Annotated in this window: 20 protein-coding genes and 1 tRNA gene; 7 read left to right on the top strand and 14 right to left on the bottom strand. The window is 61.9% G+C overall.

Features of this window, described 5'->3' with window-relative positions; translation table 11 throughout:
• The first annotated feature begins 76 nt into the window (after positions 1 to 76).
• A complete protein-coding gene (locus AZH53_RS09585; protein WP_319643670.1) occupies positions 77 to 997 on the top strand; it encodes a permease in 921 nt (306 codons plus the stop codon).
• Between the two features lie 221 nt (positions 998 to 1,218).
• A complete protein-coding gene (locus tag AZH53_RS09580) occupies positions 1,219 to 1,488 on the top strand; it encodes a hypothetical protein (protein ID WP_319643295.1) in 270 nt (89 codons plus the stop codon).
• A gap of 69 nt (positions 1,489 to 1,557) precedes the next feature.
• Here the strand turns inward: AZH53_RS09580 and AZH53_RS09575 are convergent, their stop codons facing one another.
• From AZH53_RS09575 to AZH53_RS09540, 8 genes are all read right to left on the bottom strand, one after another.
• Positions 1,558 to 2,373 carry a PAS domain-containing protein gene (locus AZH53_RS09575; protein ID WP_319643294.1) on the bottom strand — a complete coding sequence of 272 codons (816 nt, stop codon included), beginning with the start codon at positions 2,371 to 2,373 and terminating at the stop codon, positions 1,558 to 1,560.
• A 184-nt stretch (positions 2,374 to 2,557) separates the two neighbouring features.
• On the bottom strand, positions 2,558 to 3,433 hold the full coding sequence (locus AZH53_RS09570) for a CPBP family intramembrane glutamic endopeptidase (RefSeq protein ID WP_319643293.1): 876 nt from the start codon (positions 3,431 to 3,433) through the stop codon (positions 2,558 to 2,560).
• Positions 3,423 to 3,932, bottom strand: coding sequence for a MarR family transcriptional regulator (locus tag AZH53_RS09565; protein ID WP_319643292.1), 510 nt, complete (start codon positions 3,930 to 3,932; stop codon positions 3,423 to 3,425). Before AZH53_RS09565 ends, AZH53_RS09570 begins: the two co-directional genes overlap by 11 nt.
• Before the next feature lie 257 nt (positions 3,933 to 4,189).
• On the bottom strand, positions 4,190 to 6,214 hold the full coding sequence (locus AZH53_RS09560) for a PGF-pre-PGF domain-containing protein (RefSeq protein WP_319643291.1): 2,025 nt from the start codon (positions 6,212 to 6,214) through the stop codon (positions 4,190 to 4,192).
• Between the two features lie 232 nt (positions 6,215 to 6,446).
• Positions 6,447 to 6,851, bottom strand: coding sequence for a pyridoxamine 5'-phosphate oxidase family protein (locus AZH53_RS09555; RefSeq protein ID WP_319643290.1), 405 nt, complete (start codon positions 6,849 to 6,851; stop codon positions 6,447 to 6,449).
• 66 nt (positions 6,852 to 6,917) lie between these two features.
• Positions 6,918 to 11,411: a PAS domain-containing protein gene (locus AZH53_RS09550; protein WP_319643289.1), complete on the bottom strand. Its 4,494-nt coding sequence runs from the start codon at positions 11,409 to 11,411 to the stop codon at positions 6,918 to 6,920.
• A gap of 115 nt (positions 11,412 to 11,526) precedes the next feature.
• On the bottom strand, positions 11,527 to 11,907 hold the full coding sequence (locus tag AZH53_RS09545) for a rubredoxin (RefSeq protein WP_319643288.1): 381 nt from the start codon (positions 11,905 to 11,907) through the stop codon (positions 11,527 to 11,529).
• 256 nt (positions 11,908 to 12,163) lie between these two features.
• Complete coding sequence (locus AZH53_RS09540; RefSeq protein WP_319643287.1) at positions 12,164 to 12,907, bottom strand: hypothetical protein; 744 nt, start codon at positions 12,905 to 12,907, stop codon at positions 12,164 to 12,166.
• On the opposite strand from AZH53_RS09540, the gene AZH53_RS09535 reads away from it, so the two are divergent.
• Together AZH53_RS09535 and AZH53_RS09530 are read left to right on the top strand one after the other, a co-directional pair.
• On the top strand, positions 12,906 to 13,037 hold the full coding sequence (locus AZH53_RS09535) for a hypothetical protein (RefSeq protein WP_319643286.1): 132 nt from the start codon (positions 12,906 to 12,908) through the stop codon (positions 13,035 to 13,037). The genes AZH53_RS09540 and AZH53_RS09535 overlap by 2 nt on opposite strands.
• 113 nt (positions 13,038 to 13,150) lie before the next feature.
• Complete coding sequence (locus AZH53_RS09530; RefSeq protein WP_319643285.1) at positions 13,151 to 14,914, top strand: histidine kinase N-terminal 7TM domain-containing protein; 1,764 nt, start codon at positions 13,151 to 13,153, stop codon at positions 14,912 to 14,914.
• Positions 14,915 to 14,998: 84 nt separating this feature from the next.
• Here AZH53_RS09530 and AZH53_RS09525 read toward each other — a convergent pair whose 3' ends face one another.
• From AZH53_RS09525 to AZH53_RS09505, 5 genes are all read right to left on the bottom strand, one after another.
• Positions 14,999 to 17,890, bottom strand: coding sequence for a PAS domain S-box protein (locus tag AZH53_RS09525; RefSeq protein ID WP_319643284.1), 2,892 nt, complete (start codon positions 17,888 to 17,890; stop codon positions 14,999 to 15,001).
• Between the two features lie 207 nt (positions 17,891 to 18,097).
• Positions 18,098 to 18,763: a phosphate signaling complex protein PhoU gene (phoU, locus tag AZH53_RS09520; RefSeq protein ID WP_319643283.1), complete on the bottom strand. Its 666-nt coding sequence runs from the start codon at positions 18,761 to 18,763 to the stop codon at positions 18,098 to 18,100.
• Positions 18,764 to 18,770: 7 nt separating this feature from the next.
• Positions 18,771 to 19,535, bottom strand: a complete 765-nt coding sequence (gene pstB, locus AZH53_RS09515; protein WP_319643282.1) for a phosphate ABC transporter ATP-binding protein PstB — start codon at positions 19,533 to 19,535, stop codon at positions 18,771 to 18,773.
• 5 nt (positions 19,536 to 19,540) lie between these two features.
• Positions 19,541 to 21,472 carry a phosphate ABC transporter permease PstA gene (pstA, locus tag AZH53_RS09510; RefSeq protein ID WP_319643669.1) on the bottom strand — a complete coding sequence of 644 codons (1,932 nt, stop codon included), beginning with the start codon at positions 21,470 to 21,472 and terminating at the stop codon, positions 19,541 to 19,543.
• A gap of 214 nt (positions 21,473 to 21,686) precedes the next feature.
• The gene (locus AZH53_RS09505) at positions 21,687 to 22,550 is read right to left on the bottom strand and encodes a phosphate ABC transporter substrate-binding protein (RefSeq protein ID WP_319643281.1); all 864 of its coding nucleotides are present in this window, start codon (positions 22,548 to 22,550) and stop codon (positions 21,687 to 21,689) included.
• Between the two features lie 162 nt (positions 22,551 to 22,712).
• Here AZH53_RS09505 and AZH53_RS09500 point away from each other — a divergent pair, with 162 nt between their 5' ends.
• On the top strand, positions 22,713 to 23,750 hold the full coding sequence (locus AZH53_RS09500; RefSeq protein ID WP_319643280.1) for a phosphate uptake regulator PhoU: 1,038 nt from the start codon (positions 22,713 to 22,715) through the stop codon (positions 23,748 to 23,750).
• 135 nt (positions 23,751 to 23,885) lie between these two features.
• Positions 23,886 to 23,957 (top strand) — tRNA-Ile (locus AZH53_RS09495).
• Between the two features lie 150 nt (positions 23,958 to 24,107).
• Here AZH53_RS09495 and AZH53_RS09490 read toward each other — a convergent pair.
• The gene (locus AZH53_RS09490) at positions 24,108 to 25,010 is read right to left on the bottom strand and encodes a DMT family transporter (RefSeq protein ID WP_319643279.1); all 903 of its coding nucleotides are present in this window, start codon (positions 25,008 to 25,010) and stop codon (positions 24,108 to 24,110) included.
• Between the two features lie 700 nt (positions 25,011 to 25,710).
• Between AZH53_RS09490 and AZH53_RS09485 the strand changes: the two genes are divergently transcribed.
• Complete coding sequence (locus AZH53_RS09485; RefSeq protein ID WP_319643278.1) at positions 25,711 to 26,013, top strand: SHOCT domain-containing protein; 303 nt, start codon at positions 25,711 to 25,713, stop codon at positions 26,011 to 26,013.
• Positions 26,014 to 26,047: the final 34 nt, after the last annotated feature.

Here is a 26,047-nt window from a genome sequence, read left to right as displayed (position 1 = left end):
ATGATCCTGATGTCCCGGCCGATGAGAAAAGAGGGATGCGGCTGCCGCGGAAAGGGACGGGGGGAGACCAACGGCAATCTCTGAAGCACTTCTTACTGCCGGGCAGTTCTTCGTCATCATCGCCGGAGAACTGATACTGCTCTTCATCGGCATATCATTCCTGGTGGGCCTGCTCCAGTCCTATATCCCGGAGGAGAGGATCCGGCGGACCCTCGCAGGCCGCGGCGAGGGGACAGCCACCGCTCTCGGCGGCATCTTCGGGGCACTCACCCCCTTCTGCTCATGCTCCACGATCCCGATCCTGGTGGGCCTTCTGAACGCCGGAATCCCGTTTTCCGCCTGTATGGCATTCCTCCTCTCCTCGCCCCTCCTCAACCCGGTGATCCTCTCCCTCCTCGCCGCCCTCATCGGCCTGGTGCCGACGGTGGTGTACGCCATCATCACCTTCTGTGCCGCTCTCGTCCTTGCAACCCTCCTCGGGCGGTTCGGGTTTGCGCGATACGTGAAGGAAGTAACCGTCGAGGGGATGGCGCAGGCGCCGGCATGCGGGTGCGAGGCGGGCACCTTTGCACAGCGACACGGCCCGCGGTTCTCCGCCGCCCTGCACTTCGCCGTCTCGCTCTTCCGCCAGGTGCTTCCCTATCTCATCCTCGGTGCTGGCATCGGGGCCTTCATCTACGGGTTCGTCCCTGCAGACCTCATCGTCTCGCTGGCAGGGCAGGACAACCCCCTCGCGATCCCCGTGGCGGCGTTGATCGGTGTGCCGATGTACATCAGGGCAGAAACCATCATTCCTATCAGCGCCGTCCTGCTCCAGAAGGGGATGGGGGCCGGGGCGGTGATGGCTCTTATCATCGGGGGTGCGGGGGCGAGCATCCCTGAAGTGACCCTCCTTGCGGCAATATTCGAGCGGCGGCTCGTGGCAGCCTTCGTCGTCACCGTCCTCGGGATCGCCGTCCTTGCCGGGGTCGCCTTCCAAATCCTTGTGGCCGTATGACAGGAATAGTGTTCAGCCCACCGGCGGCCACACACAATACCCATCATGACAGAATCCCGCACCGGAACGGTTCTTCCGAAGCGAAAAACCCCGCCTGGTGACCTCGCCGGGGAGCGGATTAGTGCCGGACCACGTCGCACGCCCACCATCAGCGCAGTCTCCGGTATTATCTCCTCAGCAATCGCAGGAGTATTATACGGAAAATCAGTTCGGGTGAGAAATTGAAGCACACCATTCCATGCTTCAGGGCAGATGTGTTGCGATGGCTCCGCCATCTCGACACCGCCGGTCTGGACGGGGGCCTTCCCATGGCCGAGTCCGTCTTTGCCGGCATCACCGATGAGACCATCACGGATGAACAGACGCTGCGGGCGGCGCTCGCCTCCCGGGCGAAGCAATATAATCATGCCTCAAACGCAGCACCGGACATTTCCCCGGGGCACCATCCGCAAAGTCCGGGGGACGAGACGGTGAACGCTGGTAACCATTGAAGTTCCCGGAACGGGCTGCATGAAGTGCAGGCGGCAGCTCAAAAACGTACGCCGGATCCTGATGTCTTACTAGGGCTCGTCCCCCGGCACGGCGCACCACTCCCCCGCGTCCTTTTTTTCCACCCCTCTCTGCCCTGACGATCTCTCGTGAAAGGTCCCGAGAATCCCTGCGATCTCTCCCGGGGCGTCCTCACAGGCCACCTGCGTGACGGTCACGAGCCGGACGGTGCCGTCTGCGAGGGTGACCGGCTCCTCGAACTGCTGGACCCCGCCCGTTTCAAGGAGCTGTTCGTCCATCTCCCGGAGGCGGGCAGAAAAGGGGGGCGGGACGAGATCCGCCGCCGGCATGCCGGGGAGCGCCTCGGCGGCCACGCCCGTGAACGTCTCGAAGGCGCCGTTCGCCCACGTGAGCCGCCCCTGCCGGTCCTTGCGATAGACCGGCACGGAGAGGGCGGCGAGAAAGCGCTCCATGCATGCCGACCGCCCCTCCTCTGCCGGGCCCGCGGGCTCGCAGGCGGCGGGGACGAAGAGGGCCATACTCCCGACGGGACGGCCCATCCGGGTGAGGCAGAGCGAGGTCCCCCGGACCCGGAGCTCCTCGCCCCCGCTCGTCAGGAGAACCGCATCGACCGCATCCGCCCCACAGCCCGGCACCGGCTCCCCGAAGAGGGTCCGGCACATCCCCTCACAGGACGGGTCGATGACATCCGCAGGGGTAAGCCGCATCGCCTCCTCCGCCGTATATCCGAGGGCCTCCCGCCACGCCCGGTTCACATGGACAAAATGCCCGTCCGGGCCGGTACTCTGGAACATCACCGGGGCATGCTCCATGAGCGCATACCAGTCGTCCTCCCCCCGGGCGAGGAACATCCTCTCATCCTGCATGGCTGATCATGCATTGATTGCCCGTCTGCTATATGTAATGAGTGGTGATGGAGGAGGCGGTGGCGGCCTGCCCACCGGGACGAGACAATCCGGGAATGAAGAGGAGGTGATCGGGATGACTTAAAAATAAGGCGGGGAGAAGAGATCCTCAACCGGAGGGCTGCAGGGATGAGACCCCGGACCCTCAGAGCTCTTCTGCGGGGTAAAGGGCCCACGCCCCCGTCCCCTCGGTCATCTTCAAATGGAGGATCGCGGCGATGCCCAGAACCGCCCACGGGATGACGAAGAGGAGGTACTTCACCAGCGGTTCCGCATCGAAGACCGGCAGGTAGATGAGGGGGCCTGCGGTGCTGTTGAACGATGCGTGGGCGAGCACCGCCGGCCAGAAGCTTCCCGACCGAAGCGTCAACCACGCAAAGACACCGCTGGTGCCGAGGGTGAAGAGCGGCATGAGGACGAGGCTCCCGAGGAGCGGGTAGCCGGGGAAGTTGTAGCCTGCGTAGATGATGGGGGCGTGCCAGATGCCCCAGAATATCCCGAGGAAGACGAGGCCCGCAACGACCCCGTACCGTGCCACGAGACGGTTCTGGAAGACGCCCCTCCACCCGAACTCCTCGCCGAAGGTGGCGATCGAGGTGACCGCGATGCCCACGACCATGGTGACGAGGAACTGGAGGAGGAACACCCCGACGGAGATCTGCTCTCCGTCCACGCCGGGGAGGGTTACCATCCCGGTCGTCCCGTCGTAGAGCGTCTGCGTCATCACGCCCGCGGCGACGGCGCCCCCTATGACGAGCACGGTAAGGGCGACCGGAAAGAGGGCGGCAGCGAGGAGGTAGCGCTTCTTCCCGACCTGCGTGAGGATCGGTCGTGCGCTCCTCCCCGTCCGGCGCAGGTACGCGAATCCCGCGATCGTGGGGAAGAACATCAGCGCCGTTGCCATGAGGGTGAAGTACGGGCCGGCGACGCCGCCTGCGAGGAGGATGAGTCCTTCCCAGACGAACGAGACGAAAAGGAGGCCGCCCAGCACGAGGAGAAGGGTGCGGTGGTTACTGTCCATCCCGGTCCCCCCCCTCGGCGGCGAGGCGCTCCAGCATGCCCCGGATACAATCGTCGATCGTCATCATGTCATCGTACATTCCCTGGAGAAGGGCAATCCTCTCCGCCATCTCCGGCGGCATATCATCGCTCCGGTACCGCTCGATCATCGGCGGAATCTCCTTTTTGACGACCATGGTCTGGGTGTGCCGGATCTGCTCAAGCTGTCGCATGAAGGTGCCGATGAGATCCTTGTGGGCATATACATAGACCTTTCGCGTCCCCGGACGGGTCCGCTTGACGATGCACCCGGCACGCTCCAGCACCCGGCACTTGTTGCTGACCGAGGCGAGCGAGTACCCCGCCTCCTCGGCGAGCGCCGCCATCGCCATCTCGCCCGGTTCGATGTACAGCCGGGCGAGGAGCCATGATGAGAGGGCGTCGAGCCCGTTTGCCCCCCCTATCCCTGTCTGAAACATCCGGATGAAGTCATCCTCGAGGTGTCCTGTCGTGTCCCCCATATCTTTCACCACTTTTACAATTTATTAAAAATAATAATCGGTGATCCTTCAAATAGGTTGCGGCCATGCACCGGCCCGGCATACCCCGGCGCCGGGGAGGGCACGAATCAGAACGCGGTCATGCCACCGGCGGGCAGTTCCGATGATGGATGTGCTGAAACGAACCCGGAGAATCCCGGTTCCGGCCAATCTTCTGCCGGGATAAAAAAAAGAAATATTTCGGTATTTCAGGAAAACCGGGTATTTTCCTTCGTTACTCAGCGCTTCTTCCCCAGCACCAGCAGGGCACCGAGGGCTGCCACCGGTGCAAAGACGAAGAGCGGGGACTGGGGGGTGTCCGTCGGCTCGGGAGCGGCCGTCTCCTCCGCGGCAGGGGTCTCCTCTTCCGTACCGGTCGTGACAGCCGTGGGGGAGACGGTCGTATCAGTCGCCGTCATCTCCGCGGTCGGCTCTTCGGTGGGAACAGGAATCTCCTCCTCCTCGTCCACGGCGATGGTCACCGGTTCATCAACGGCGACGATCGCAAAGAGCGAGAAGCCGGGGCTCGTCGCGGTGAAGGAGGCCTTTCCGCCCTCTTCCTTCACGAACGTCGTGGGGAGCTGCTGCCACTCACCGTCGTGCCAGCGGGAGAGGATGATATTCGCCGGAGCGTATCCGTTCGCCTCCAGCCATGTGAGCGGCACCGTGAACATCATTTCCGTGTGATCGATCTGATCATCGGTCGTCTTGGCAAGCGTCACCTCGATGAACTGGTAGACGATGCCGTCCGGGGCGGGGATGCCGCTTCCCGGCGACCCGGTGGTGCGGGCCGTGACGAGGAGGGTTTCGACCGTGCCCTTCACCGTCACCTGTATCTGATAGATCGGGGACAGGGAGGGATCGAGACTGAACGTGGCATTCCCGCCGCCGGCAAGCCCTTTCGCCACTGCGATGGCCGTATCGTCCATCGGGTCGTCACCATCGCCGGTGTCGGGGGTGGGGGTGGGGACGGGAGTGGTCGGTGTCTGGACGGGTGCAAGGGTGAAGGCGACGTCCGTGGTCTCGTCAAAGATGACCTCCACCGTGTTATTGACGCCGGGGAAATACCCGGCGTGCGTTACCGTGACATTGTGGGTGCCTGTCGCAACATCCGCAAGGGTTGCGGGGGTCGTGAACCCGGTATCAACGCCGTCGAGCCAGACCGCCGCCCCTGTTGGAGTCGAGGTGACGGTGACGTTGCCGGCCGGCGTGCCGGTGGCGTACTTCAGGTCCTGGTTGGCAGGATCGCCATCGTAGTAGCTGATGGCAGGGCAACTTCCGTTGAACGCAAGCGAGGAGTACGTACCTACTTCTTCTGCGTCGTCGACGATGCCGATGTGCCAGTCATCATTCCCGTCCTTCCAGGCAAACTTCAGGTTCCGGTTGCCAAAGCTCCCATCAAAGTAGCTGATGGCAGGGGTGTTGCCACTGAATGCAAGTGAGGTGTCCGAAGCAGTTGCCTCAGAATCGACGGTTTCGTTGTGCCAGCCGTCACCATCCTGCCATGCATACTTCAGGTGGTTGTCACCTTTGTAACTGATCGCCGGGTAGCCTCCGTTGAATGCAAGCGAGGTGTCCATGCCGACATTTCCAGCGGTATCGACGGTTTCGTTGTGCCAGCCGTCGCCGTCCTGCCACGCATACTTCAGGTCGTAGTTGGAAATATAGTCGTAGTAGCTGATTGCAGGGTAGCCTGCGTTGAACGCAAGCGAGGTGTCCGAACCGACCTGTCCTGAGGAATCGACGACGGTGGTATGCCAGCCGCCGGCATCCTGCCACGCATACTTCAGGGTGTCATTTACCGCGTCGTGGTAGCTGATTGCCGGGTAGTCTCCATTGAATGCAAGGGAGTTGTACGAGCCAACCTCCCCGACGGCATCGACGGTGGTGATCTGCCAGACGCCGCCGTCCTGCCATGCATACTTCAGGTCCCTGTTGCCAACAGCAAAATCGTAGTAGCTGATTGCAGGGTTGCCGTCACCATCAAACGCAAGCGAGGTGCACTGGCCAACGGAGTCATTGGAATCGACGGTCTCGTTGTGCCAGCCGTCGGCATCCTTCCACGCATACTTCAGGTGGCGGGTATCCCAGTCGAGGTAGCTGATTGCAGGATAGCTCCCGTTGAACGCAAGCGAGGAATACTCGCCGACATGTCCTGAGGAATCGACAGTGACATTCTCCCAGACATACCCCGCCGATGCGGGCAGGACGAGGAGAAAGAGGAGAACAATCGTAAGGGCTGATAAAATTGGTAATGGTTTCACGGTATCACTCACTTCTTATGAGTAAAAAAATCCACAGGGCAATAAATATTCGGATTTCCGGCGTCTCCGGGACAAAATAATTAAAATATCCATATTTCGGCCTTTTGGGCGAACACGGGGATTTCAGCGGCCGGGTCCGGGAAACCAGGATGATGAAACAACGGCGGGTCCGTTTGCAGCGGTCGTAGCGATGCTGTCCGCCACCCGGGCGAAGAGAACGAACAAAAAAGGATTAGAGAATCCTGTCCCCGGCATTCGGGCCGGCGGCGCAGTTGAAGACATCCGTTACGGTGATCTTCAGCATTCCCACCGCGGGCACATGCGGAAGGCGTGCCGTCACATCCGCCCTGAACGCCTCGAACTGCTCGCCCGACTCGACGTACTCGACGTCGCCTTTGATCTGGTAGCATCCCTTGACGCCGTCGCCCCAGAGGTACACGGCCGCCTTCGGGTTCTCCTTCACGTTGGCAAGGGTCTTTTGCATGAAGTTGTTCATGATGAGAATCGTCTCCGGGTCCGCCACCGCCTTTGCGCCCATCGGGGCCACATTCGGTACACCATTCCTGTCGGCGGTCGCGAGGGGGACGACCTTGAGGGCATTGAATGCCGCAATCAGTTCTTCGGTCAGTTGAACCATGGTATCACCTGTGAACTATGGAATGGAGAGATAAAAAAGGTGGTGCGGCATCCGGCAGAGTGGGGCCTATATCCCGTGCCCCGTCTCCCGGTCCGGTATCCGGATGACCCACGATGTCCCGCCATCCCGCTGGAGTTCGATCGTCCCTCCCAGCTGGTGCATCACCACGTTTCTGACGATGTTCATGCCAAGAGACGTGGATGCGCCCGGCCGGTAATCCTCCGACACCCCGATGCCGTCATCCCCGACGGTGAGCACCTTCCCATTCTCGCCGCATTCCATCACCACGCTGATCGTGCCGCGGTTTCTGCCTGCAAAGGCGTACTTGATGGCATTGGTGACGAGCTCATTGACGATGAGGGAATAGAGGATGCCCTCCTCCAGCGTGAGCTGGCAGCCGCCGCCGTCGACATGCGCCGTGATCACGGTGAAGGGGGCAAAGGTGCTGATAAGCTCCATCACAAGGGAATGGAAGTGATCCCCGGCATTGATGTGGGCGATCGTGTCCGACCGGTAGATGGACTCGTGGACAAGCGCCATCGAGAGGATGCGGTTCGAGGTCTCCCGCAGGACCGCCTTTGCCTCCTCGTCCTCCATCGAGCGCATCTGCATCTGGAGCATCGAGGTGATGAGGGCAAGGTTGTTCTTGACCCGGTGGTGGACCTCGTTGAGGAGCGTCGTCTTCTCCGCAAGGGAGGCCTGCAGCATCGCCTCGGACGCCTTGCGCTCGGAGATGTCGAGCAGCGTGCCGATAATAAGGGGGTGCTCGTCGTCGAGCTGCGCCCCCGACCCGAAGATCTCAATCTCGAACGTGCTCCCGTCCTTGCGGACGCCCACGGTCTCGAAATGCGCGGTCTCCATCCTCCCCGCAACCAGGTCGTGCACATGGTCGACCACCATCCCGACATCGGCGGGGCTGATCAGTTCGAGGTTCGGTTTGTTGCGAAGCTCCCCGACCGTATACCCGAACATCTCCGCCATCGTTTCGTTCACATAGATGAACCGTTCCCCGCTGATGATGTAGATGCCGACGATGGAGTTCTCGGCCAGCAGACGGAACTTCTGTTCGCTCTCCCTGAGTGCCGCTTCCGCCCGCTTGAGGTCGGTGATGTCGATGAGCGTGCCGAGGGACGAGTGGTAGTTTCCGCCGTCATCATACGTATGGTGGCAGCGTTCGTGCACGTGCCGGATCTCTCCTGACGGCCAGATGATCCGGTAGGTATGCTCGTAATCCTCCCGTCCCCTGATGGAGTCGAAGAACTCCCGGACCACCGTTTCGCGCTCCGACGGGTGGAGGATGCCGAGGAACCGCTGCGCGGAGACGAGACGGTCCTCTGTCGGCGGGATCCCGAAGATCTCGAACGTCCTATCCGACCAGTGCTGGGAGGTTCCGTACTCTCCATAGTCCCAGTACCCGAGGCCGGCGATCGTCTGGGCTTCGCGCAGTTCCGCTTCGCTCTGCTCAAGGAGCATCCCCTCCTCCTTCAGGGGAGTGATATCCAGATTGGTGCCGATGACCCGCCCCGGCGTGCCGTCCGGCTGCCGCTCGAGGATGACCGCGTGGGACCGGATCCACCGCACCGTTCCGTCCTTTGCGTACATCCTGTACTCGATGGTTCCGGCGTCGTCGGCGGTTTCAAGGCTCTGGTAGATGTCCGCGATCACGTGCGCATCCCCGGGGGCGAACAACGACCGTATCTCATCGATCCTGAGCGGGATCTCCTCCGGACGGTACCCGAGGATCTCCGCACACCGGTGATCATAGAGGATCTCGCCGGCGGCCACATTCCAGTCCCACACCCCGAGGCGGGCCCCCTCCACCGCAAGGGAGAAGCGCTTCTCGCTCTCCCGCAGCGCTTCGGCGATACGGCGGCGCGGGGTGATGTCCCGGACGAATGCGCAGCCGAACTCGTGGTCGGCGGTGCGGATATACTCCCACGTGCTCTCCACCGGATGGTCCGTGCCGTCGCGATGACGGTACACTGTCTCGAAGGTGCTGACATGCTGGTTCTTCAGGAGACGCCAGTGCTCGTCCCACACATCCTCGTCGATCTCCGAATTGATATCGAAGATGGAAAGCCCCGTCACCTCCCCCCCCTTGCCGTATGACCGGGCGGCGGTCTCATTCCCGTAGAAGATCGTCCCGTCGACATTGACGAAGAAGATTGCCTCGGGGGAATGGTCCACCACGTGCTGCGTGCGGACGAGCTGGTCGCGGGCCTCCTGGATGTCGCTGATGTCCTGGACCGTCCCGATGAGCCGGACCACTGTCCCGTCCTCATCCAGCACGGAATCGCCGATGAGATGGATCCACTTCACCTCGCCTCCCGCCAGCCGGATGCGGCAGGTATCGTCAAAGGTCCCCCCATTTTTGAGGAGCTCTGCAAACCGGGTATGTATTTGGACCCGGTCATTCGAATGAATCATCGAAAGGAAATCCGCAAAGCCCGACTTCTCATCGGCATACACGTCCCCGAAGATGTGATCAGCCATCACATCGGAATCAATGACATCCTCCGCCGGATCATACTCGAAATACCCGATTCTCGCGATACTCTGCGCCTTTTTCAGACGGAGGGCCGATTCGTGCTCCTTCTCCTGTGCCTCCTTCCACGGGGTGATATCCGTGTGGACGCCCACCATCCTGAGAGGATGCCCGTGGTCATCCCTCTCGATCACCCGGCCGCGTGCCTTGATCCAGGCCCACGAACCGTCCTTTCTCAGCATCCGGTACTCGTTGAAGTAGACATTGCCCGCCCGGAGGGTTCTTTCGAGATTGCCGGTGACGGTATCGCGTTCGTCGGGGTGCAGGAGCGCGACCCATGTCTCGTACGCCTCCGGCATCTCATAGGGCTCATACCCAAGAAGCTGATACCATTCGGGGGAGAACTTGAAACGCTGGCGCGGGACATCATAATCGAAGAGCCCGAACCGGATCGCCTCGACGACCAGACGGTAGAGTCCTTCTGCCTCGGCACGCGCCTCTTGTTCGGCTTTAATCTCCGTTATATCATGGGAAAGAAGCCCGATCGCGTACACGGCACCCTCCTTGTCGACAACGGGATAGTAGATATGGGTGAAGGATCGTCCCCGGTGCTCATCGCTGAACAATACCGATTCGCACCGGCTGGCGACCTCTTCCATCTTTCCTCTCCGCAGATCCAGCGTCGCCGGGGAATCCGCGTACAGCCGGAAGATGGAGGTCCCTGCGAGTTCCTCCTTGGACAGCCGGTACCGCCGGGCAAGGGCGGCATTCGCCTCGATGATGACGCCGTCGGTCCCGACGAGGACCTGCACCTCGTCCATCGAATCGACGAGGGCACGCAGGGATTCCTCGTTCCTCCGCAATGCCTCCTCCGCCCGGAGCCGCCCGATGGCAACACCCGCCTGCGCCGCGATGGACTCGATGTGCGGCCGGATGAGCGGCAGGATCTCGTCCTCGTCCATCGAGGCGAGGGTGATGAGGCCGACCAGCGTATCGGCAGCAATCACCGGCAGGACAGCAGTTCCCCGGAAGGGGAGCGACGATGCCCGGACGGCACCAAAGGTGTGGAGATCGCCAAAGAGGCAGTAGAGGGCTGTTCCCTTGCGAAGACCGGCAAGAGCGGGTGATTCCAGGGAAAAGACCGCATTCTCTTTCCGGAAGCCGGGGGGGACCCCCTCGGAGTACAGGAGCCGCATCTCCCCGGTCTCCTCGTCGCGGAGATAGAATCCCGACGCGGGGACCAGGGCGAGCTTCCGGACGCCCGCCGAGGATTCCCACCCCACCTCATCCACGGAGACCGCACGGTTCAGGGCGAATGCAACGTCCCGCTGTACCTGCAGTGCCCGATCACGCCGTTTGCGCTCGGTCTGGTCCGAGGCAACCGAGAGAACCACCATCCCCCGGTTCGGGGAATTGTAGCAGTGGAGTTTCACCTCGACGGGAATACGGGTCCCGTCCTTGCAGATGTGGGCCGACTCGAGGGTGAGATAGGTGGCCTTCACGGTCTCGCTCAGGGACTCTTGCACGGCATCCCGATACTCGGGAGCGATGATGACCGAAAGCTCCATGCCGATCAGCTCCTCTCTGGTATACCCGAGGTGCCGCGACATCATGTCATTGGCCTCGAAGATCCTGCCCGGATTTCCATCGGGCCGAAGTTCGAAGAGGTACGCCGATTCCGCGAGATTGTCGAAGAGGCTGAAATACTCGTGCCGGGAGAAGGAGAACTGTTTTGAATAGTAGGAGACGGAGATGGCAACGAGGAAGAAGACGAAACACCGGGCGGCGGCATACCAGAAGGAGGGGAAGAGGGGGACGATGAAGAGGGCATAGAGACAGAGATAGACGATGCTGGTCCCCGCGGCAAAGGATAACGCCCGTTTGGGATATCTTCCGGCAACAAGGACGATAGGGATGTCGAGGGCATGGGGATAGACGCTCGTCAGCCCCATGGAGAGGGACCATACCAGAAGCATGAGGGCCCCCGCGATGGAGAGGACGATGTACCCGTCGTCATTCTCCACTCTGTAGTTCCTGACGAACTCTTTCAGGTCGTCGGCATACCCCCTCCGCATGAATATCCTGCCCGTTCGGCCGGATGCGACGGCTCACCGGGTGATGGCATCGCATACGACCGCTTTGAAAAACCATTGGTGAACGGCACTTAATATAGGTGCCGCCGGAGACGGTTCAGAGATCGAGCGGTTCGAACTGCTGTTTTCTCACGTCTCCGTAAAATTCGGTGATCTTCGGGTCGCCGAGGCAGACCGGGCACCGGTAATCCGCCGGGAGATCCTCGAACCGCGTTCCCGCCGGGATCCCATGCTGCGGTTCCCCGCGGGCATTGTCATAGATATACCCGCATATCCGGCACCGCCACTTCGTCGGCACGACCGGGACAAAACCCCATTTGCCTATCCTTCCCTTCCCCGTCGCCCCGCAGACGGGGCAGCTGTAGTCTTCGGGGAGGTTCTCGAATTTCGTTCCTTCGGGAATTCCGTTTCTCGGCTCCCCGCGAAGTGGCGAGTATATATAGCCACATACTTTGCACCGGTATCGCTGCACTTCCATGGTCAAACCCCGGTTCCGGCCCCCCCAAACGGGGGCACCGCGAGATAGTTTCTGAATGATGACCAAGTATTAATATTCTCCGAATTTGTACTGGGAAATTCCCGGCACATATCCGATTTAATCGCAAAACGCAGCTCTTTATTACAATTGCCGCAATCCGCGGATGTATCGCACCAACAAGGGATTTTTTCGCATTCAGGCAGGCGAAATGCAGGGAGGGCAATCGGAAAAAAAGTGCGCCCGGCGGCATGGATGCCTACTCCAGCACCATCACCGGCGCCGCTTCGTCGAACGGATTCGTCCGCATCGCAAGCGAGAAGAGATACGGGTAGTTCTTCTTCAGGTAGCGCATGTAGCGGATCCAGTCCCTGATGAGCATCCCGTAGACCCGGTTGATGTCCCCTTCGAGGTGGGTCATGTCGGGAGGGGGGCAGACGGCGAAGTCCGTGCGGTGGCCGAGTTCCTCCGTCATGTGAAACGTCGCCTGGAGGAGGCCGGTGAACTCCTCGTGCTCGAGGAGGACGGGGTTCTCCAGGAGCCGCACGAGAAAGTCCTCCTGTTTCCCGAGGAACGCCCGGAGCCGTTCGAGGTCGATGTCGCAGATGTTCACCCGGTACTCGTAGCGCCCGAGGTCGCGGAGCGCTTCGCCGAACCGTTCGTCCGTCCACGCATCGGAGAGGAGCACATCATCCAACACCTTTCCGATGTTCGGATCGGCGCGGGAGAAGCAGCGGATGAGCGTGCGCCCGACCCGCGAGTAGAAGGTCCCGATGACCATGTTCATCTTCTCGAGCCGGTTCCTTCTCTCGCGGTACTCGAGCAGGCGGTGGAGAATGAGGGTGACGATCAGGACTTCGAGGGGAAGGAACGCGAGTTCATGGAGGAAGAAGACCCCGATGTGATGCGGGTCGTGAAAGATCTCGAGATGCAGGGCATAGAGGAGTCCCGAGGCGAAGATCAGGGAGAGGGCAAAGGCAATGATCCAGTGTCGGTCTTTCATGGTAGTTTATCAGGCGGGCCCCATCATCAGGGTATCCCCCGTACCGGACGGCGGGGCGGGAGAGGGGAGGTGCCTGATGTCGCGGACCACGGGGCGGCCCCCGGCGGACACGCAGGGAAAGCCGCCGTGAAAACCTCCCGATACACTCGTTTCGGTGTTTTTTTATGCATCCGCCCCAAAAATCATTATGGTTTATCCGATCGCCACGGTCGGTCGTACCAGTTCTGTTATCCGGGGGATTTGATGACATGGCCGGCGTATGAGGCAGCGGTACCGCTCATAATAGCACTCTTTCTCAATACGGGTATCGCTCTTCTTCTCGCGATGGAGGGATACCGGCACCGTTCCGCCGTCCTCGCCCGGATCTTCATCGTCATCATGGGCGGCGTTGCCCTCTGGTCATTCATGTATGCCATACGGCTGGGCGTCGATGACGTCCTTCTCCAGTTCCGCATCATGCAGATCGTCTATATCGGGGTCCAGATGGTCACCCTCGGTGCCTTCTTCTTTGCCGTCAAATACACCGGGCACGATGAATGGCTCTCCCGGCGCGCCATCGCAGCATTCAGCGCAATTCCCCTCCTCATCATCGTCGCCATCCTGACAAATGATCTCCACCACCTCTACTATGCGGGCATCACGATGGCAGATACCGGAGCGTTCCCCCATCTCTCTGCCACCCACGGCCCCCTCTACCCGGTCCAGATCGCCTATGCCTATGTCCTGACCGTCACGGGCATCGTTATGCTGGCGAAGTACTACCTGCGTTCAAACCGCGAGTACCGCCGCCAGACGCTCCTCATCCTCGTGGCATATCTCATCCCTCTTGCAGGGAACATCATCGGCATCTCCGGCATCGGTACATACCGCCTTCACTTTGATCCGACGCCGTTCTGCTTCCTCATCTCAGGCGTCATCCTCTTCTATATCATCGTGATGCACGAGTTTCTTGCCATCGTCCCGATAGCACGGGACCATGCCATCGAGGACCTCAGGGAAGGGTACCTCGTTCTCGATGAGAACCGCAGGGTCATCGATATCAACCGGGCGGCGCTTGCCATCTTCGATGCCTCGCGAGAGCGCAGTCTCGGTTCGCATGCCCTGCTCCTCTGGAAGGGGTTCGAGGGCGACATCCCACGGGAGGGATCGCTCGAAGTGGCGGGGGATGCCATCCACCGCCGTCTTTCAGGGCGCCACTACGACCTCTCGTTCACTCCTCTCACCGGCCGGGTCGCCGGGCAGGAAGGGTCGATCATCTTCATCCACGACATCACCGAGAACCGGCGATACCGGGACGCTCTCACGGAAGCAAACCGGAAGATCAACCTGATGGCCGACATCACCCGGCACGACATTCTCAACCAGGTGCAGGGGATCAGCATGGTTCTCGAACTGATACGGCTGGAGGAGTGCGCCTGTGCCGGAACACCGCTCGAACGGTATCTCGGCATGATCGAAACCGGCGCAGCGAATATCGAGGACCAGATCTCCTTTACCCGCACCTACCAGGACCTCGGGGTGGAGTCCCCGGTCTGGCAGGCCGTCGGCGGCGTTACCGAACATGCCGCATCACTCCTCTCCGGCAGAGAGCTCGCCGTTTCGGTGGAGGCGGACGGCTACGATGTCTATGCCGACCCGCTCCTCGTCAAGGTATTCTACAATCTCTTTGAAAATGCAGCCCGCCACGGGGGCGACGGGGTTTCCCGGTCCGTCGTGACCGCCCGTCCGGTGGCAGGCGGGGGCGGCGCCCTCCAGATCACTGTCCGAGACGACGGAGAGGGCGTCGCCGCCGGACTGAAGGAGCGGATATTCGACCGTTCGTTCGGGAAGAACACGGGGTTCGGCCTCTTTTTGACCCGTGAGATCCTCTCGATCACCGGGATGGAGATTCACGAGACCGGGACGGAAGGCGACGGGGCGTGCTTCGTGATCACCGTCCCCGCGGGCGGCTGGCGGCGGAGGTCGCCCGTCACGCCCGAAGATGCCGGCGGCGTCGATCACCTTTGAAGATAGCATCCCTCCACCGTACGGCCATGCAGGAGAGAGCGGTTAAAATAGAAGTGGTGGAGTTCGCTTTCGGCCGTTCGGGCCTTATTCACTTTCCATGCGGTACACGGTCTTCGGGAACGCCACCTCGAAGACCGCCCCCTTTCCTTCGGTCCCCGTCTCGGTGATGGAGATCCCGGTTACCCCGGCGATCTCCTGCGCGAGGAAGAGGGAATTGTTCCCCGTGGACGGGGAGTGGGTGAAGATCCTTGCCTTCTGTCCGGCGGGAATGCCGCACCCGTCGTCGGCGATCGTGAGGACGCCCGATCCCTCCCGTTCTGCAAACGAGACGGTAACCTCCGTCGCCCCCTCTGCATGGGTCCTGATGTTTTCAAAGATCGCCCGGAGCGCCTCGGCAAAGAGCTTGTCCGCGTAAACCCCGACCGGGGGGACGGTGATGGTGCAGGGCATGCCGGGAGGAAGTTCCCCCTTCGTCTCCGTGATGATGGTCGAAAGGTTCTGCCATTCGGGCGGCTCGGCCCCGAGGTTGTCGTAATTCCGGGTGAAGCTGATCTGGCGGTTGATCGTCTCCGAGGCGGCGAGGATCTTCTCCGCCATCATCGTCTTCTCCTCGTCGGTGTAGTCGCCGTGGATGATCTCCTCCGAATAGAAGAGGAGGCCCTGAATCTGGTTGAGGATATCATGGCGGGTGATGCCGGAGAGGACGCTGAGCTTCTTGTTCGCCTCACGCAGCGCCTGCTCCGCCTGTTTCTCGCCGGTGATGTCCCGCATGATGCCGACCACCCGCCGGGTGGCCCCGTCATCACCGAACTCGGCCGCGGAGCCCTCGAGGGCGAACCACAGATATCGGCCGTCGGCCGCCCGCATCCGTACCTCCGTCTGCTCCTTCGCCGTCCCGCCCGCCGCAAAGGCCTGCATGCCCTGCTCCCACACCTCCCGGTCGTCCGGGTGGGTGAGGGTGCTCACCGTGTCGATGGCCACCCATTCCGCGGTATAGGGGTAGCCGAGGACGTCGAACATGTCCGGGCTGACCGCAATCATCTCCTCGCCCGGCCGCCAGTCCCACGTCCCGAGGTTTGCGCTGTCGATGACGAGGCGCAGGTACTCCTCGTTGCGGGTCAGGGCATCGAGGATGGCCTTCTGGCGGGTGACATCCCGGACGATGCAGAGCGTGCTCGTCCCCTCCGCCCGCTGCACGAAGGAGACGGTCATCTCGCATTCCTTCTCCGCGCCCCGGCGGGTCAGGAGGCGCAGGTCGGCACGGTTTCGCCCCCCGCCCTCCGGCGCATCCCCCGGGGTGAGGAGGTGCCGGATATCCTCCCCGAAGAGACGCCCGTCCTCACCGAAGACGGGGCACTCGCCGAAGGGTCGTCCGGCCATCTCGTCCCCGGCATAGCCCGTGATCCGTTCCGCGCCGCGGTTCCATATCTGCACCGTCTGATGCTCGTCCAAAAGGATGAACCCGTCGTGGGCGCTCCGGAAGATCTCGTCCAGCAGCTGCTGGCGTTCCCGGATGGAGGCGACCATGGCACGGTTTTTCCTCATGTCCTGAAGGGTGACGATATAGCGGCCCGCCCCCGGAATCGGGGAGACCGAGAGGATGCACGGGACCCGCCCGCCGGACCCGTTGAGACACTCGGTCTCATAGTTGCGAATCCGGAACTCCTCGAATCCTTCCCGTCCCATATCGACGTCCACAAACCTGAGGAGCAGGGGATCGTCCACGAACTCCGTCCAGACCCTGCCGGCAAGACCCGCGGGCCCCGGGTCGAGGATGGCCACCGCTTCGGCGTTTCCAAGGATGATCTCATCCGAGCGGTCGAGGATGATGATGCCCGCACCGGAGTTTGCGAAGATGGCCCGGTACATCTCCTCCGAGAGATGGAGCTTTTCCTCGAGTTCACGCCTGCGGGAGATGTCGCGGGCGATGGAGAGAACCGCGGTGGCTCCCTCGTAGGGGATCGTCCGGCTGAGGATCTCCACCTTGCGCACGGTCCTGTCCGCCGCCCTCATGGCGGCGAGGTAGATGAGCGACCCCGCCTCGAGAATGGTCTCGAAGGTCCGGTCCATGGAGGCATCGTCGCCTGCAAGGAGGGCCTCGAGGGGCATGCCTGCGAACCGGTCCTTGGAGTAGCCCAGCATATGGGCCATCCGGTCGTTGACCCGGGAGATGATGCCCCTCGTATCCGTGATGAAGATCGCATCCCCGGCCGACTCGAAGAGCACCCGGTACTTCTCCTCCGACTCTTCGAACGCCTGCCGTGTCCGCTCCTCCTCGCGCCGGGAGGTGATGTCGCGGGAGACGGACATGATGGCGGGAACGCCGTGATATATGATCGCCCTCGTACTCACTTCGACGGGGATCACCTGTCCCCTCCGGGTGATATGCTCGTTTGCGAAGAATGCGGACTTTCGGGCAAAGAGCCCGGCGTGGAGGCGTGCCGGCGTGTTCGCCGACGTGGGGGAGACGATGGCGTCGATGGTGAGGTCGCCGAACTCCTCCGGCGTGTAGCCATAGCGGAGGCACGCGGCTTCGTTGACATAGAGTATACGGTGATCGCGGTCTGCGATGATGACGGCCTCGTTGATGGCGTTGAGAAGGGAGTGGGCGATGGTCCCGTCGGCGGGCACCCCCCCCACCGTAAGGGTGACGATGAAGAGGCGCGTCCCGCCGGGGGCGGCAACCCATCCGCCCCGGGCAGCGGCCGGTTCCCATTTCCCATCGGCACGACGGATGCGGACCGGCCACTCCTGTCCGTCCCCTTCCGGATACGGGCGGGGGGGCCATGCCATCCTGCCGCCCGCCCCCTCACCCGGCCCGCCGAGAACTGCGGCCGGGTCCGGGACGGTGCCTGCCTCCTCCCCGACCAGCAGCAGAAGGGCGGGGTTGGCAAAGGCACACCTGCCGTCTTCATACAGCCCGATGACCGGGAACGGGTGCGCCTCGAAGAGGCGGGCGATATCCTCCACACTCATATTAAAAATTCCTGAACGCTGACCCTGATTCACGAAAATGCTTAAAAAACAATGCGAAAAGGGATCAGATATACTTTCTCATGCAGGCCGCCGTGATTTTTCAGGCCATTCCAACTTTTAAAAATAATATGATGCCAGATTATGCGAGTTTACCTTCTCCGGAAAAAATTACGGACAGGCAGGTCCCGGCCGGGACCACACCACGGTTCAGCGGATCTCGATACGCTCGCCCTCGGCCATGAAGTAGATCTTCTCGGCCATCAGGCAGGCATGATCGCCGCTGCGTTCGAGGTGACGGGTGATGCCGATCGCCTCGATGCCGGAGCGGATGTTCTTCGGGTCCTCGAGCATGTAGGTGAGGTACTCGCGAAAGAGGGTCACCCGCATCGCGTCCACCTTGTCGTCCTGCCGGCCGAGGTTCTCGAGATTGACGGCCGAACCCGTCCGGAAAGCCTCGAGCACCTCCCGGTGCATCGCGAAGACGATGTCGGCCATCACGAAGAGGCTCTCGAAGGAGACGGTCTCCGCCGTCTCACCGGCTTCGCTTCGCATCGCAAGGACCGCCTTTGCGATGTCCTTGCCGATGCGGCCCACCCGGTAGTACGAGTAGTTCATCACGTTGATGCAGGTGATCGTCCGCAGGTCCGCCGCCACCGGCTGGTAGAGCAGCAGGAGCCGCATCGTCCGGTCTTCGATGTTCGAATGGAGGACGGAGAGTTGCTCCTTCCGGTCCATCACGTCGCCGGCGATCGCCGTGTCGAGACCGCGGAGGGAGGCCATCCCGTCCGTGAGCATCCCAAGGGCATATTCGCCGTATTCGACAAGATCAATCTGTATCTGTTCCAGTTCCTCATGAAATCTCTTCAGGCTCATTGCTGCATCACCCAAACCGTCCGGTGATATAATTGCTCGTCAGTTCCTCGTCCGGTGCCTCAAATATCTTTTCGGTCTCCCCGAACTCGATGAGTTCGCCAAGGTACATGAACCCGGTGTAGTCGCTCACCCGTGCCGCCTGCTGCATCGAGTGCGTCACGATGATGACGGTATAGCTCTCCCGGAGCTCCTCTATCAGGGTCTCGATCTTTGCAGTCGCGATGGGGTCGAGGGCCGAGCACGGCTCGTCCATCAGGATCACCTCGGGGCCGACGGCAAGCGTCCTCGCGATGCAGAGGCGCTGCTGCTGGCCGCCGGAGAGCCCCATCGCGGGGGCCCCGACCCGGTCCTTCACCTCGTCCCAGAGGGCGGCCTTTCGCAGGCTCTCCTCGACGATGGCGTCGAGTTCCGCCGTGCCCCTCACCCCATGGATCCGTGGCCCGTAGGCCACATTGTCGTAGATGGACTTCGGGAAGGGGTTCGGCCGCTGGAAGACCATGCCGATGAGTTTTCGCAGGTGCACGACGTCCACGCCCGGGGCATGGATGTCCTGCCCGCGGTAGGTCAGTGCACCCGTCACCCGGCAGGAGGGGATGAGGTCGTTCATCCGGTTGAAGCACCGCAGCAGCGTCGACTTCCCGCACCCTGAGGGGCCGATGAGCGCCGTGACCCGGTTCTCGCGGATGTCGATGTCGATGGTTTTGAGGGCCTGTGCCTCCCCGTAGAAGAGGTCAAGGCCCCGCGTGGTTATGATTGGTTCTGTCTCTGGCACGGGTATCACCACGTGATCTTGTTCTGGTAGTGTGTTCGGATGGCGATCGCAACGAGGTAGATGCCCACCACGAGCGCGATGAGGACGAGCGCCGTCCCGTACTGGTTCTCCGTCGCCCCCGGCACGTTCGTCGAGAGGATGAAGAGGTGGTAGGGGAGCGCCATCACCGGCTCGAAGAGCGAATCGGGGAGGAACCGGCTCGAGAATATCGTGGCGGTGAAGAGGATCGGCGCCGTCTCGCCGGCGGCCCGCCCGATGGAGAGGATGGCGCCGGTGATGACACCGGGGATCGCCGGTGGAAGGACGACCCTCGATATCGTCTGCCACTGCGTCGCCCCGAGGGCGAGGCTCCCCTCACGCAGGCTCGCAGGCACGCTCCTCAAGGCCTCCTCGGTGGTGCGGATGATCGTGGGGAGGATCATGAGCGCAAGGGTGACCTGCCCCGCGAAAAGCGATACCCCGAACCCGAGCGAGAGGACGAGAAACGAGAACCCGAAGAGGCCGAAGACGATGGAGGGGGTGCCGTTTAACAGGTCGACCCCGCTTCGGATGATCTTCGTCGCCGTTCCCTCGCGGGTGTACTCGGTGAGGTAGATGGCGGCCCCCATCCCGATGGGAAGGGCAATCGCAATTGCGCCTGCGACGAGATAGAGGGTGCCGACGATCGCCGGAAAGATGCCGCCCTCGCGCCCGAGGTTCCGGGGCGATTCGGTGAGAAACTCCCATGATATCGCCGGCAGCCCCTTGATGAGGATGTCACCGAGGATCACCGCGACCGCGAGGACGACGAGGGCAATCGCCGCGTACATGAGCGCAAAGGCGGCCCGCTGGGCGTGGGCGGCGGGGATGCGGGCGGCGGCGTACCATCCCCCGAGGGCGAGGGCGCCGAGGAGGACGGCCGCAAGCGGCCCTGCGGCGAGGCCGACCACGACGAGGAGGAGGAGTGCCGCCGCGCTGCGGAGCTCCCTGCCATGGGCCTGCAGGAGAAGGGAGAGCCGCCCCGGCCCGTTCCCGCCGGCCTGGGTGCGGCGGATATGCCCCATGATCCCCATCGCCGCAAGGTTGACCACGAGCGTGATGAGGAGGAGGAGAAGCGCCACGCCGAAGAGGGCATGATAGTGCGTCGAGCCGATCGCGACCTCACCCATCTCGATACCCAGCGTCCCGGTGAGGGTCCGGACCGGCGAGAGGACGTCGTATATCGGGTCGGGGATGACGGCGGCGTTTCCGGTCACCATGAGGACGGCCATCGTCTCGCCGACGGCCCGGCCCATCCCGAGGATGAGGGCGGCGGTGATGCCGGAGAGGGCCGACGGGACGACGACCTTTGCAATCGTCTGCCAGTGATTGGCGCCGAGGCCCATGGATCCCTCCCTGTACTCCCGCGGGACGGCGGCGATGGCATCCTCCGCGACGCTGATGATCGTGGGCAGCGCCATCACCGCAAGGAGGATGGAGCCCGCAAGCCAGGTCTCACCCGACGGAATGTCAAACCGGACTCGAATGACATCGGTCAGCACGATGAGACCGAAGAAGCCGTAGACGACCGACGGGATACCGGCGAGGAGTTCGACGACGGGCTTGACGATAGTTCTCATCTTCGGGGTCGCAAGCTCGGCGATGAAGATGGCGCTCGCGATACCGAGGGGGGTTGCGATCACCATCGCTCCGAAGGTGACGAGAAGGGTGCCGACCCAGAGGGGGACCGTCCCGTACGAGGGGTCGGCGCCGGTCGGGTTCCACGTCTCGCCGAAGAGAAACTCGATGGGGCTGACGCTCGCAAAGAGCGGAAGGCCGTCTTTGAGGAGAAAGACGAGGATGAAGAAGACGGTGAGGACCCCGAATATCGCGGTGAGAAACCAGATACTCCGGATGATCCGCTCCTTTGCGGCCCCGCGGTGCCCTGCGGTCAGGAGGGCGAGGTCATCATCCGGCATGGGTGTGCCGGGTGTTGGAGATGTGCGCAACAGGTTCATAGTACATCAGAATTGACCATCACGGTCCGGGCGGAATTGGTATGGCAGCCTGCATTGCCCGCAGGTAAGAGATGGCGGCGGATATGGTGGTGAGGGAAAAGGGAGGGGCCGGAGGGCCCGTCACCTCTTCCGGGGTGCAGTAATTTTTCGTCCGGGGCCGATGGTCGGGGTCTCTTCAGGCGACAGGGACGAAGCCCTCATCTGCCGCGATCTGCTGGCCCTCGTCACTCATCACGAAGGCGAGGTAGTCGGCGGCAAGACCCTCCGGTTCGCCGTTCGTGAACATGTTCAGGTCACGGGCGACCGGGTAGGTGCCGGCGAGGACATTGCCAACGGAAGGTTCGACGGCGACGCCGCCGACGTCGAGGGCGACCGCGCCGACGGTCTCATCGAGGTACCCGAGGCCGACGTAGCCGATGGCGCCCGGCGTCTGCCGGACGGTCTGCTTCACCGCGCCGTTCGAATTCTTCTCGAGCTGGCCTGCGTAGAAGTCCTCTTCATCCATCACTTCCTCGTAGAAGTATTCGCGGGTACCGGAGGCGCTGTCACGACCGATGACCACGATTGCCATGTCGTCGCCGCCAACATCCTTCCAGTTGCGGATGTCGCCCTTGTAGATTGCCTTCACCTGTTCAAGGGAAAGCGTGGTGACGGGGTTGTCCTGATAGACGATGATGGCGATGCCGTCCTTTGCAACAACGTGCTGGACAAGACCGGGGTAGGCGGTCTTCTCTGCGTCCTTGAGGCCGCGGGATGCCATGCCGATGTCATGGGTGCCAACGCCTACGGCCTTTACCCCGACGGACGAGCCGCCGCCGGAGACCTGGATGTCGGCATTTGCATGGGCGTCCATGTATGCCTCGGCCGTCAGCTGGGCGAGGGGGAGGACGGTTGTTGAACCGGTGATGGTGAGCGTTTCAACCGGGCCGGTGGTCGGGGTCACGTCCCCGCCGGTGTCGGTGCAGCCGCAGACCATCGCCGTGATAAGGAGGATGCCTGCGATTGCAAGGGTTGCAGTAGATTTTGAGAACCACTTCATGGCGGAATTCACCGTAGATGAAGTATATAAAAATTACATATAGAGATGTCCGAATGAGATCATATCCGGACTATTCATGAATATTCAAGTAAGTACTGAATAGAGATACTGTACCGAAGTCAGGACGGGTTCTATATATTCCCGCAGACAATACTGGAATGAATGTCCGATATGGAGATCCGGAAGGTGCAGCGGAGCGGGGGATCGTCCTTCATCGTCTCCCTGCCGAAGAAGTGGGTGGATGCGACAAGAATCGAGAAGAACGACCCCGTGGGGCTGATCATCCAGCCCGACGGGACACTCCTCATCACGCCGAATACGAGCGGCGTGCAGCTCCGGAAGCGAAAGGAGTTCGTGGTCGATATGGCGACCGACCGCACCCTTCTCCTCCGGGAGCTCATCGGCGCCTACATCTCCGGGTACACGGAGATCAAGGTGAAGTCGAAGGTACGCCTGCCGGCCGACATCATCGAACAGGTCCGCCACTTCACCGCCCTTTCCATCGGCCAGGAGGTCGTCGAGGAGACCGACAAGGAGATACTCGTCAAGGATCTCCTGAACCCCGCCGAGATGCCGCTCGCGGGTACGATTCGCCGTATGGGAGTGATCGTCACCAAGATGAATGAGGACGCCGTCGCCGCCCTGAAGACGAGCGACGTCGACCTTGCCCACAATGTGATCGAGCGCGACGGGGACGTCGACCGTCTCCAGTGGCTCATCGCCCGGCAGGCGAATTTGATCTATGCAGATGTCAACCTCTCCCGGAAGATGGACCTCCCCGTCGGCACCGCCTCCGTCTACGTCCAGATCGCAAAGATCATCGAGCGGATCGCCGATCACGCGGCCAAGATCGCCCATAATGCGGCCGAGCTTTCGGATGTGCCCATCGACGACGACTATCTTGCCTTCATCGAACGGACGGGAACCGAGGCGCTTGCCGTCTTCCAGGCGGCCCTTGGCGCCTTCTTTTCCTCCGACATCGAGCGGGCGAACGACACGATCGGCAAACGCAATGCCCTTGAACGCCACTGCCGGGAGATCAGCAAAACGGCGCTCTCCTTCGACGCCGTCTCCGCCATCCACTTCGTCTACATCTCCGACTCCCTGCGCCGGGTGGGGGACTACTCGACGGACATCTGCGAGCACGTGATCAACCATATCATCAGCACCGAAGAGCCGGCACGCGGAAAGAACCGGTAAGGAAGGGAGACGTCATGCGGGGGTGGCCAGTCTTCCGATACCCCGCGCCCCCGTTTCCGAATCCGCCCCGATGATACTTTTTTTACCGATTCGCGCCATACAGAGTATGCACATTTCCCGTGCACGCTCATCTGCGGGCCTGTAGCTTAGTGGTGGAGCGTCCGGCTCATAACCGGACGGTCATGCGTTCGAATCGCATCAGGCCCATTCTTCTTTTCCTGTCGTCCAGGGGGGTAGCGATGCATGGGTGCGCCCGTACCCCCCATCTCTCTTCTGCCTCATCATCCGTCTCCCGCCCAGGCGAACCCCTCCTCCTTCCCGGAGAACGACCGTCCCTGAGGACCGACCGGCAGGGATCTACCGCGCCGCCGGGTCGGCGACGTAGTTGGCCAGCACCACCCCGGCGACGATGAGGGCGCTTGCAACGGCGTGGATGAAGAGGAACGTCTCCTGCAAAACAAACACCCCCGCGACCACCGCGACCACGACCGAGAGGTTCTGGATGATCCCCAGCCGCGCCGCCTCGAGGTTTTTCAGGCTGTACATCGCGAGAAACGAGGTCCCGACCGAGGTGAAGAGGGCGAGGTACGCGATCTCGATGAGAAATGCCGTGTTGCCGAGAAGACCGGCCGCGACCCCGAGGTCGAGTCCTTCGACCCCGACCGCCGCGGCGAGGAAGACCACGCACCCCGCAAGCATCATGAGAACGGTGAGGCTTGCGGGGTCGATGGTGCCGGAGAGGCGCCGACCCATCACGATATAGAGGGAAGTTGCCATCATCGAGAGAACGGTCAGGACGAGACCCATGGTGTCGGCCCCGCCGGCCCCCGCCCCTTCCATCAGGAAGAGGAAGACGACCCCTGCGATCGCGACAAAGAAGCAGATGAACTGCTTTGCATTGACCCGCTCCCCGATGAGCATGATCCCGAGGATGCCGACGCAGACGGGGGTGAAGGCTGAGATGATCCCGGCCTCCGATGATGAGATGGAGATGAGCCCGTAGGCCTGCAGGGAGAAGAAGAGGACCGGCTGGGCAAGAAGGAGGATGAGGAGATCCCTGTACCCGGCCCTGGGGAGGCGCACCCGGACAGCGCCGACGGCGACGACGGGCAGCAGCACCAGAAACGCAAGCGTGAACCGAAACGCAAGCGTCGTCAGTGGTGCGGCGGCATCAAGGGACTCCTTGACGAAGAGAAAACTCAGGCCGATAAAGACGGCATTCAGGACGGCTGCCAGGTACGCGGACGTGCGGTGATCCATTGACCCTGTACTGTTCGGGAACTGGCGACATACCTGTTTTGAAAGATGACGGATGCCATGTCGGGAGCGGGCACCCACCGGGTTATTTGACCGGATGAGAACGCATGGTTTCCGTTGTTTTCGCCAGGTTGTTCGTCCTTTGCATGAGAACGCATGATATGCGGGTGGCGAAGTGGGCGAGATCCCATAAACCATATGTTGATATTGGCCCTTGTGAGGGTGTGGGGACTGTCTTTTGGCTCCTGTTCTTTTGTTTTGTATCGTGAGGGAGAGGAGTATGTGGATGGAACCCGTCTCCCGCCCGCCAGAAGGGCGGGCTTGCGCCTCCCCCCTGCAAAGGAGGCAGTCAGTATGAGAGCCCACGGGCCGGAGATGTGAACGATCCAAACTGGCCCGAGCGAGCGGAGCCACAGACCGAAAGGGGCCAATCGCACCAGCGAGGGGGCTGCCGGGGAACGGCCACGTCCGCCATGGATGCATGGCTGTGACCGGAAGATCCTCAGCACAGAAATGCCCCCCACGTCAACCACGTTTACCAAACCACCTCACATTTAGGCCGGATCTGCCCCCCTCCCGCACATACACTTTAATAGTTGTACGTCAATTTTGCGTTTGACTGGGGATGGCGTATACGGGGCATTGACGACGGGCCCTGATGCCCGCCCCGGTCCGGGAAAATGTGTGCCCGGAGGCAAAAGTTATGCAACTTGGACCTTTGGGAAGAGGCGGGGCCCGCCGACGGACCCGCCGCCGCTGGAAGAGGCGCATGTCACTCATGCTGAGTGCACAGCAGAAAGCCCAAATCCGGCAGCAGACCGGGAAGAACCCGGATGAGATGACGAACGACGAACTGGATGAAGCGATTACCACGGCGGGTATCGATCTTCCGGATGAAGAACCGGACTATCTCGATGAACTCGAGAAGCTCGCCGGCCTCAAAGAGAAGGGTGTTATCACCGAAGAGGAATTTGAGGCGAAAAAAAAGCAGTTGATGGGGCTCTGACACCCGAAAGGGGACGGGGGGCAGAGGCCCGCAT

The organism is Methanovulcanius yangii, assembly GCF_018687785.1.
GTDB classification, from domain to species: domain Archaea; phylum Halobacteriota; class Methanomicrobia; order Methanomicrobiales; family Methanomicrobiaceae; genus Methanovulcanius; species Methanovulcanius yangii.
Note: the sequence above shows the minus strand (reverse complement) of the source record. Positions and strands in the feature narration are given on the sequence as shown.

What these genes read in the sequence shown, in the direction of transcription:
- AZH53_RS09530 (WP_319643285.1), top strand. Translation starts at nt 13,151, where the DNA reads ATGACATGGCCGGCGTATGAGGCAGCGGTACCGCTCATAATAGCACTC.
- pstA (WP_319643669.1), bottom strand. Translation starts at nt 21,472, where the DNA reads ATGCCGGATGATGACCTCGCCCTCCTGACCGCAGGGCACCGCGGGGCC.
- AZH53_RS09570 (WP_319643293.1), bottom strand. Translation starts at nt 3,433, where the DNA reads ATGGACAGTAACCACCGCACCCTTCTCCTCGTGCTGGGCGGCCTCCTT.
- AZH53_RS09540 (WP_319643287.1), bottom strand. Translation starts at nt 12,907, where the DNA reads ATGAAAGACCGACACTGGATCATTGCCTTTGCCCTCTCCCTGATCTTC.
- AZH53_RS09550 (WP_319643289.1), bottom strand. Translation starts at nt 11,411, where the DNA reads ATGCGGAGGGGGTATGCCGACGACCTGAAAGAGTTCGTCAGGAACTAC.
- AZH53_RS09575 (WP_319643294.1), bottom strand. Translation starts at nt 2,373, where the DNA reads ATGCAGGATGAGAGGATGTTCCTCGCCCGGGGGGAGGACGACTGGTAT.
- AZH53_RS09505 (WP_319643281.1), bottom strand. Translation starts at nt 22,550, where the DNA reads ATGAAGTGGTTCTCAAAATCTACTGCAACCCTTGCAATCGCAGGCATC.
- AZH53_RS09565 (WP_319643292.1), bottom strand. Translation starts at nt 3,932, where the DNA reads ATGGGGGACACGACAGGACACCTCGAGGATGACTTCATCCGGATGTTT.
- AZH53_RS09555 (WP_319643290.1), bottom strand. Translation starts at nt 6,851, where the DNA reads ATGGTTCAACTGACCGAAGAACTGATTGCGGCATTCAATGCCCTCAAG.
- AZH53_RS09500 (WP_319643280.1), top strand. Translation starts at nt 22,713, where the DNA reads ATGTCCGATATGGAGATCCGGAAGGTGCAGCGGAGCGGGGGATCGTCC.
- AZH53_RS09485 (WP_319643278.1), top strand. Translation starts at nt 25,711, where the DNA reads ATGCAACTTGGACCTTTGGGAAGAGGCGGGGCCCGCCGACGGACCCGC.
- AZH53_RS09490 (WP_319643279.1), bottom strand. Translation starts at nt 25,010, where the DNA reads ATGGATCACCGCACGTCCGCGTACCTGGCAGCCGTCCTGAATGCCGTC.
- AZH53_RS09525 (WP_319643284.1), bottom strand. Translation starts at nt 17,890, where the DNA reads ATGAGTGTGGAGGATATCGCCCGCCTCTTCGAGGCGCACCCGTTCCCG.
- AZH53_RS09535 (WP_319643286.1), top strand. Translation starts at nt 12,906, where the DNA reads ATGGTAGTTTATCAGGCGGGCCCCATCATCAGGGTATCCCCCGTACCG.
- AZH53_RS09545 (WP_319643288.1), bottom strand. Translation starts at nt 11,907, where the DNA reads ATGGAAGTGCAGCGATACCGGTGCAAAGTATGTGGCTATATATACTCG.
- phoU (WP_319643283.1), bottom strand. Translation starts at nt 18,763, where the DNA reads ATGAGCCTGAAGAGATTTCATGAGGAACTGGAACAGATACAGATTGAT.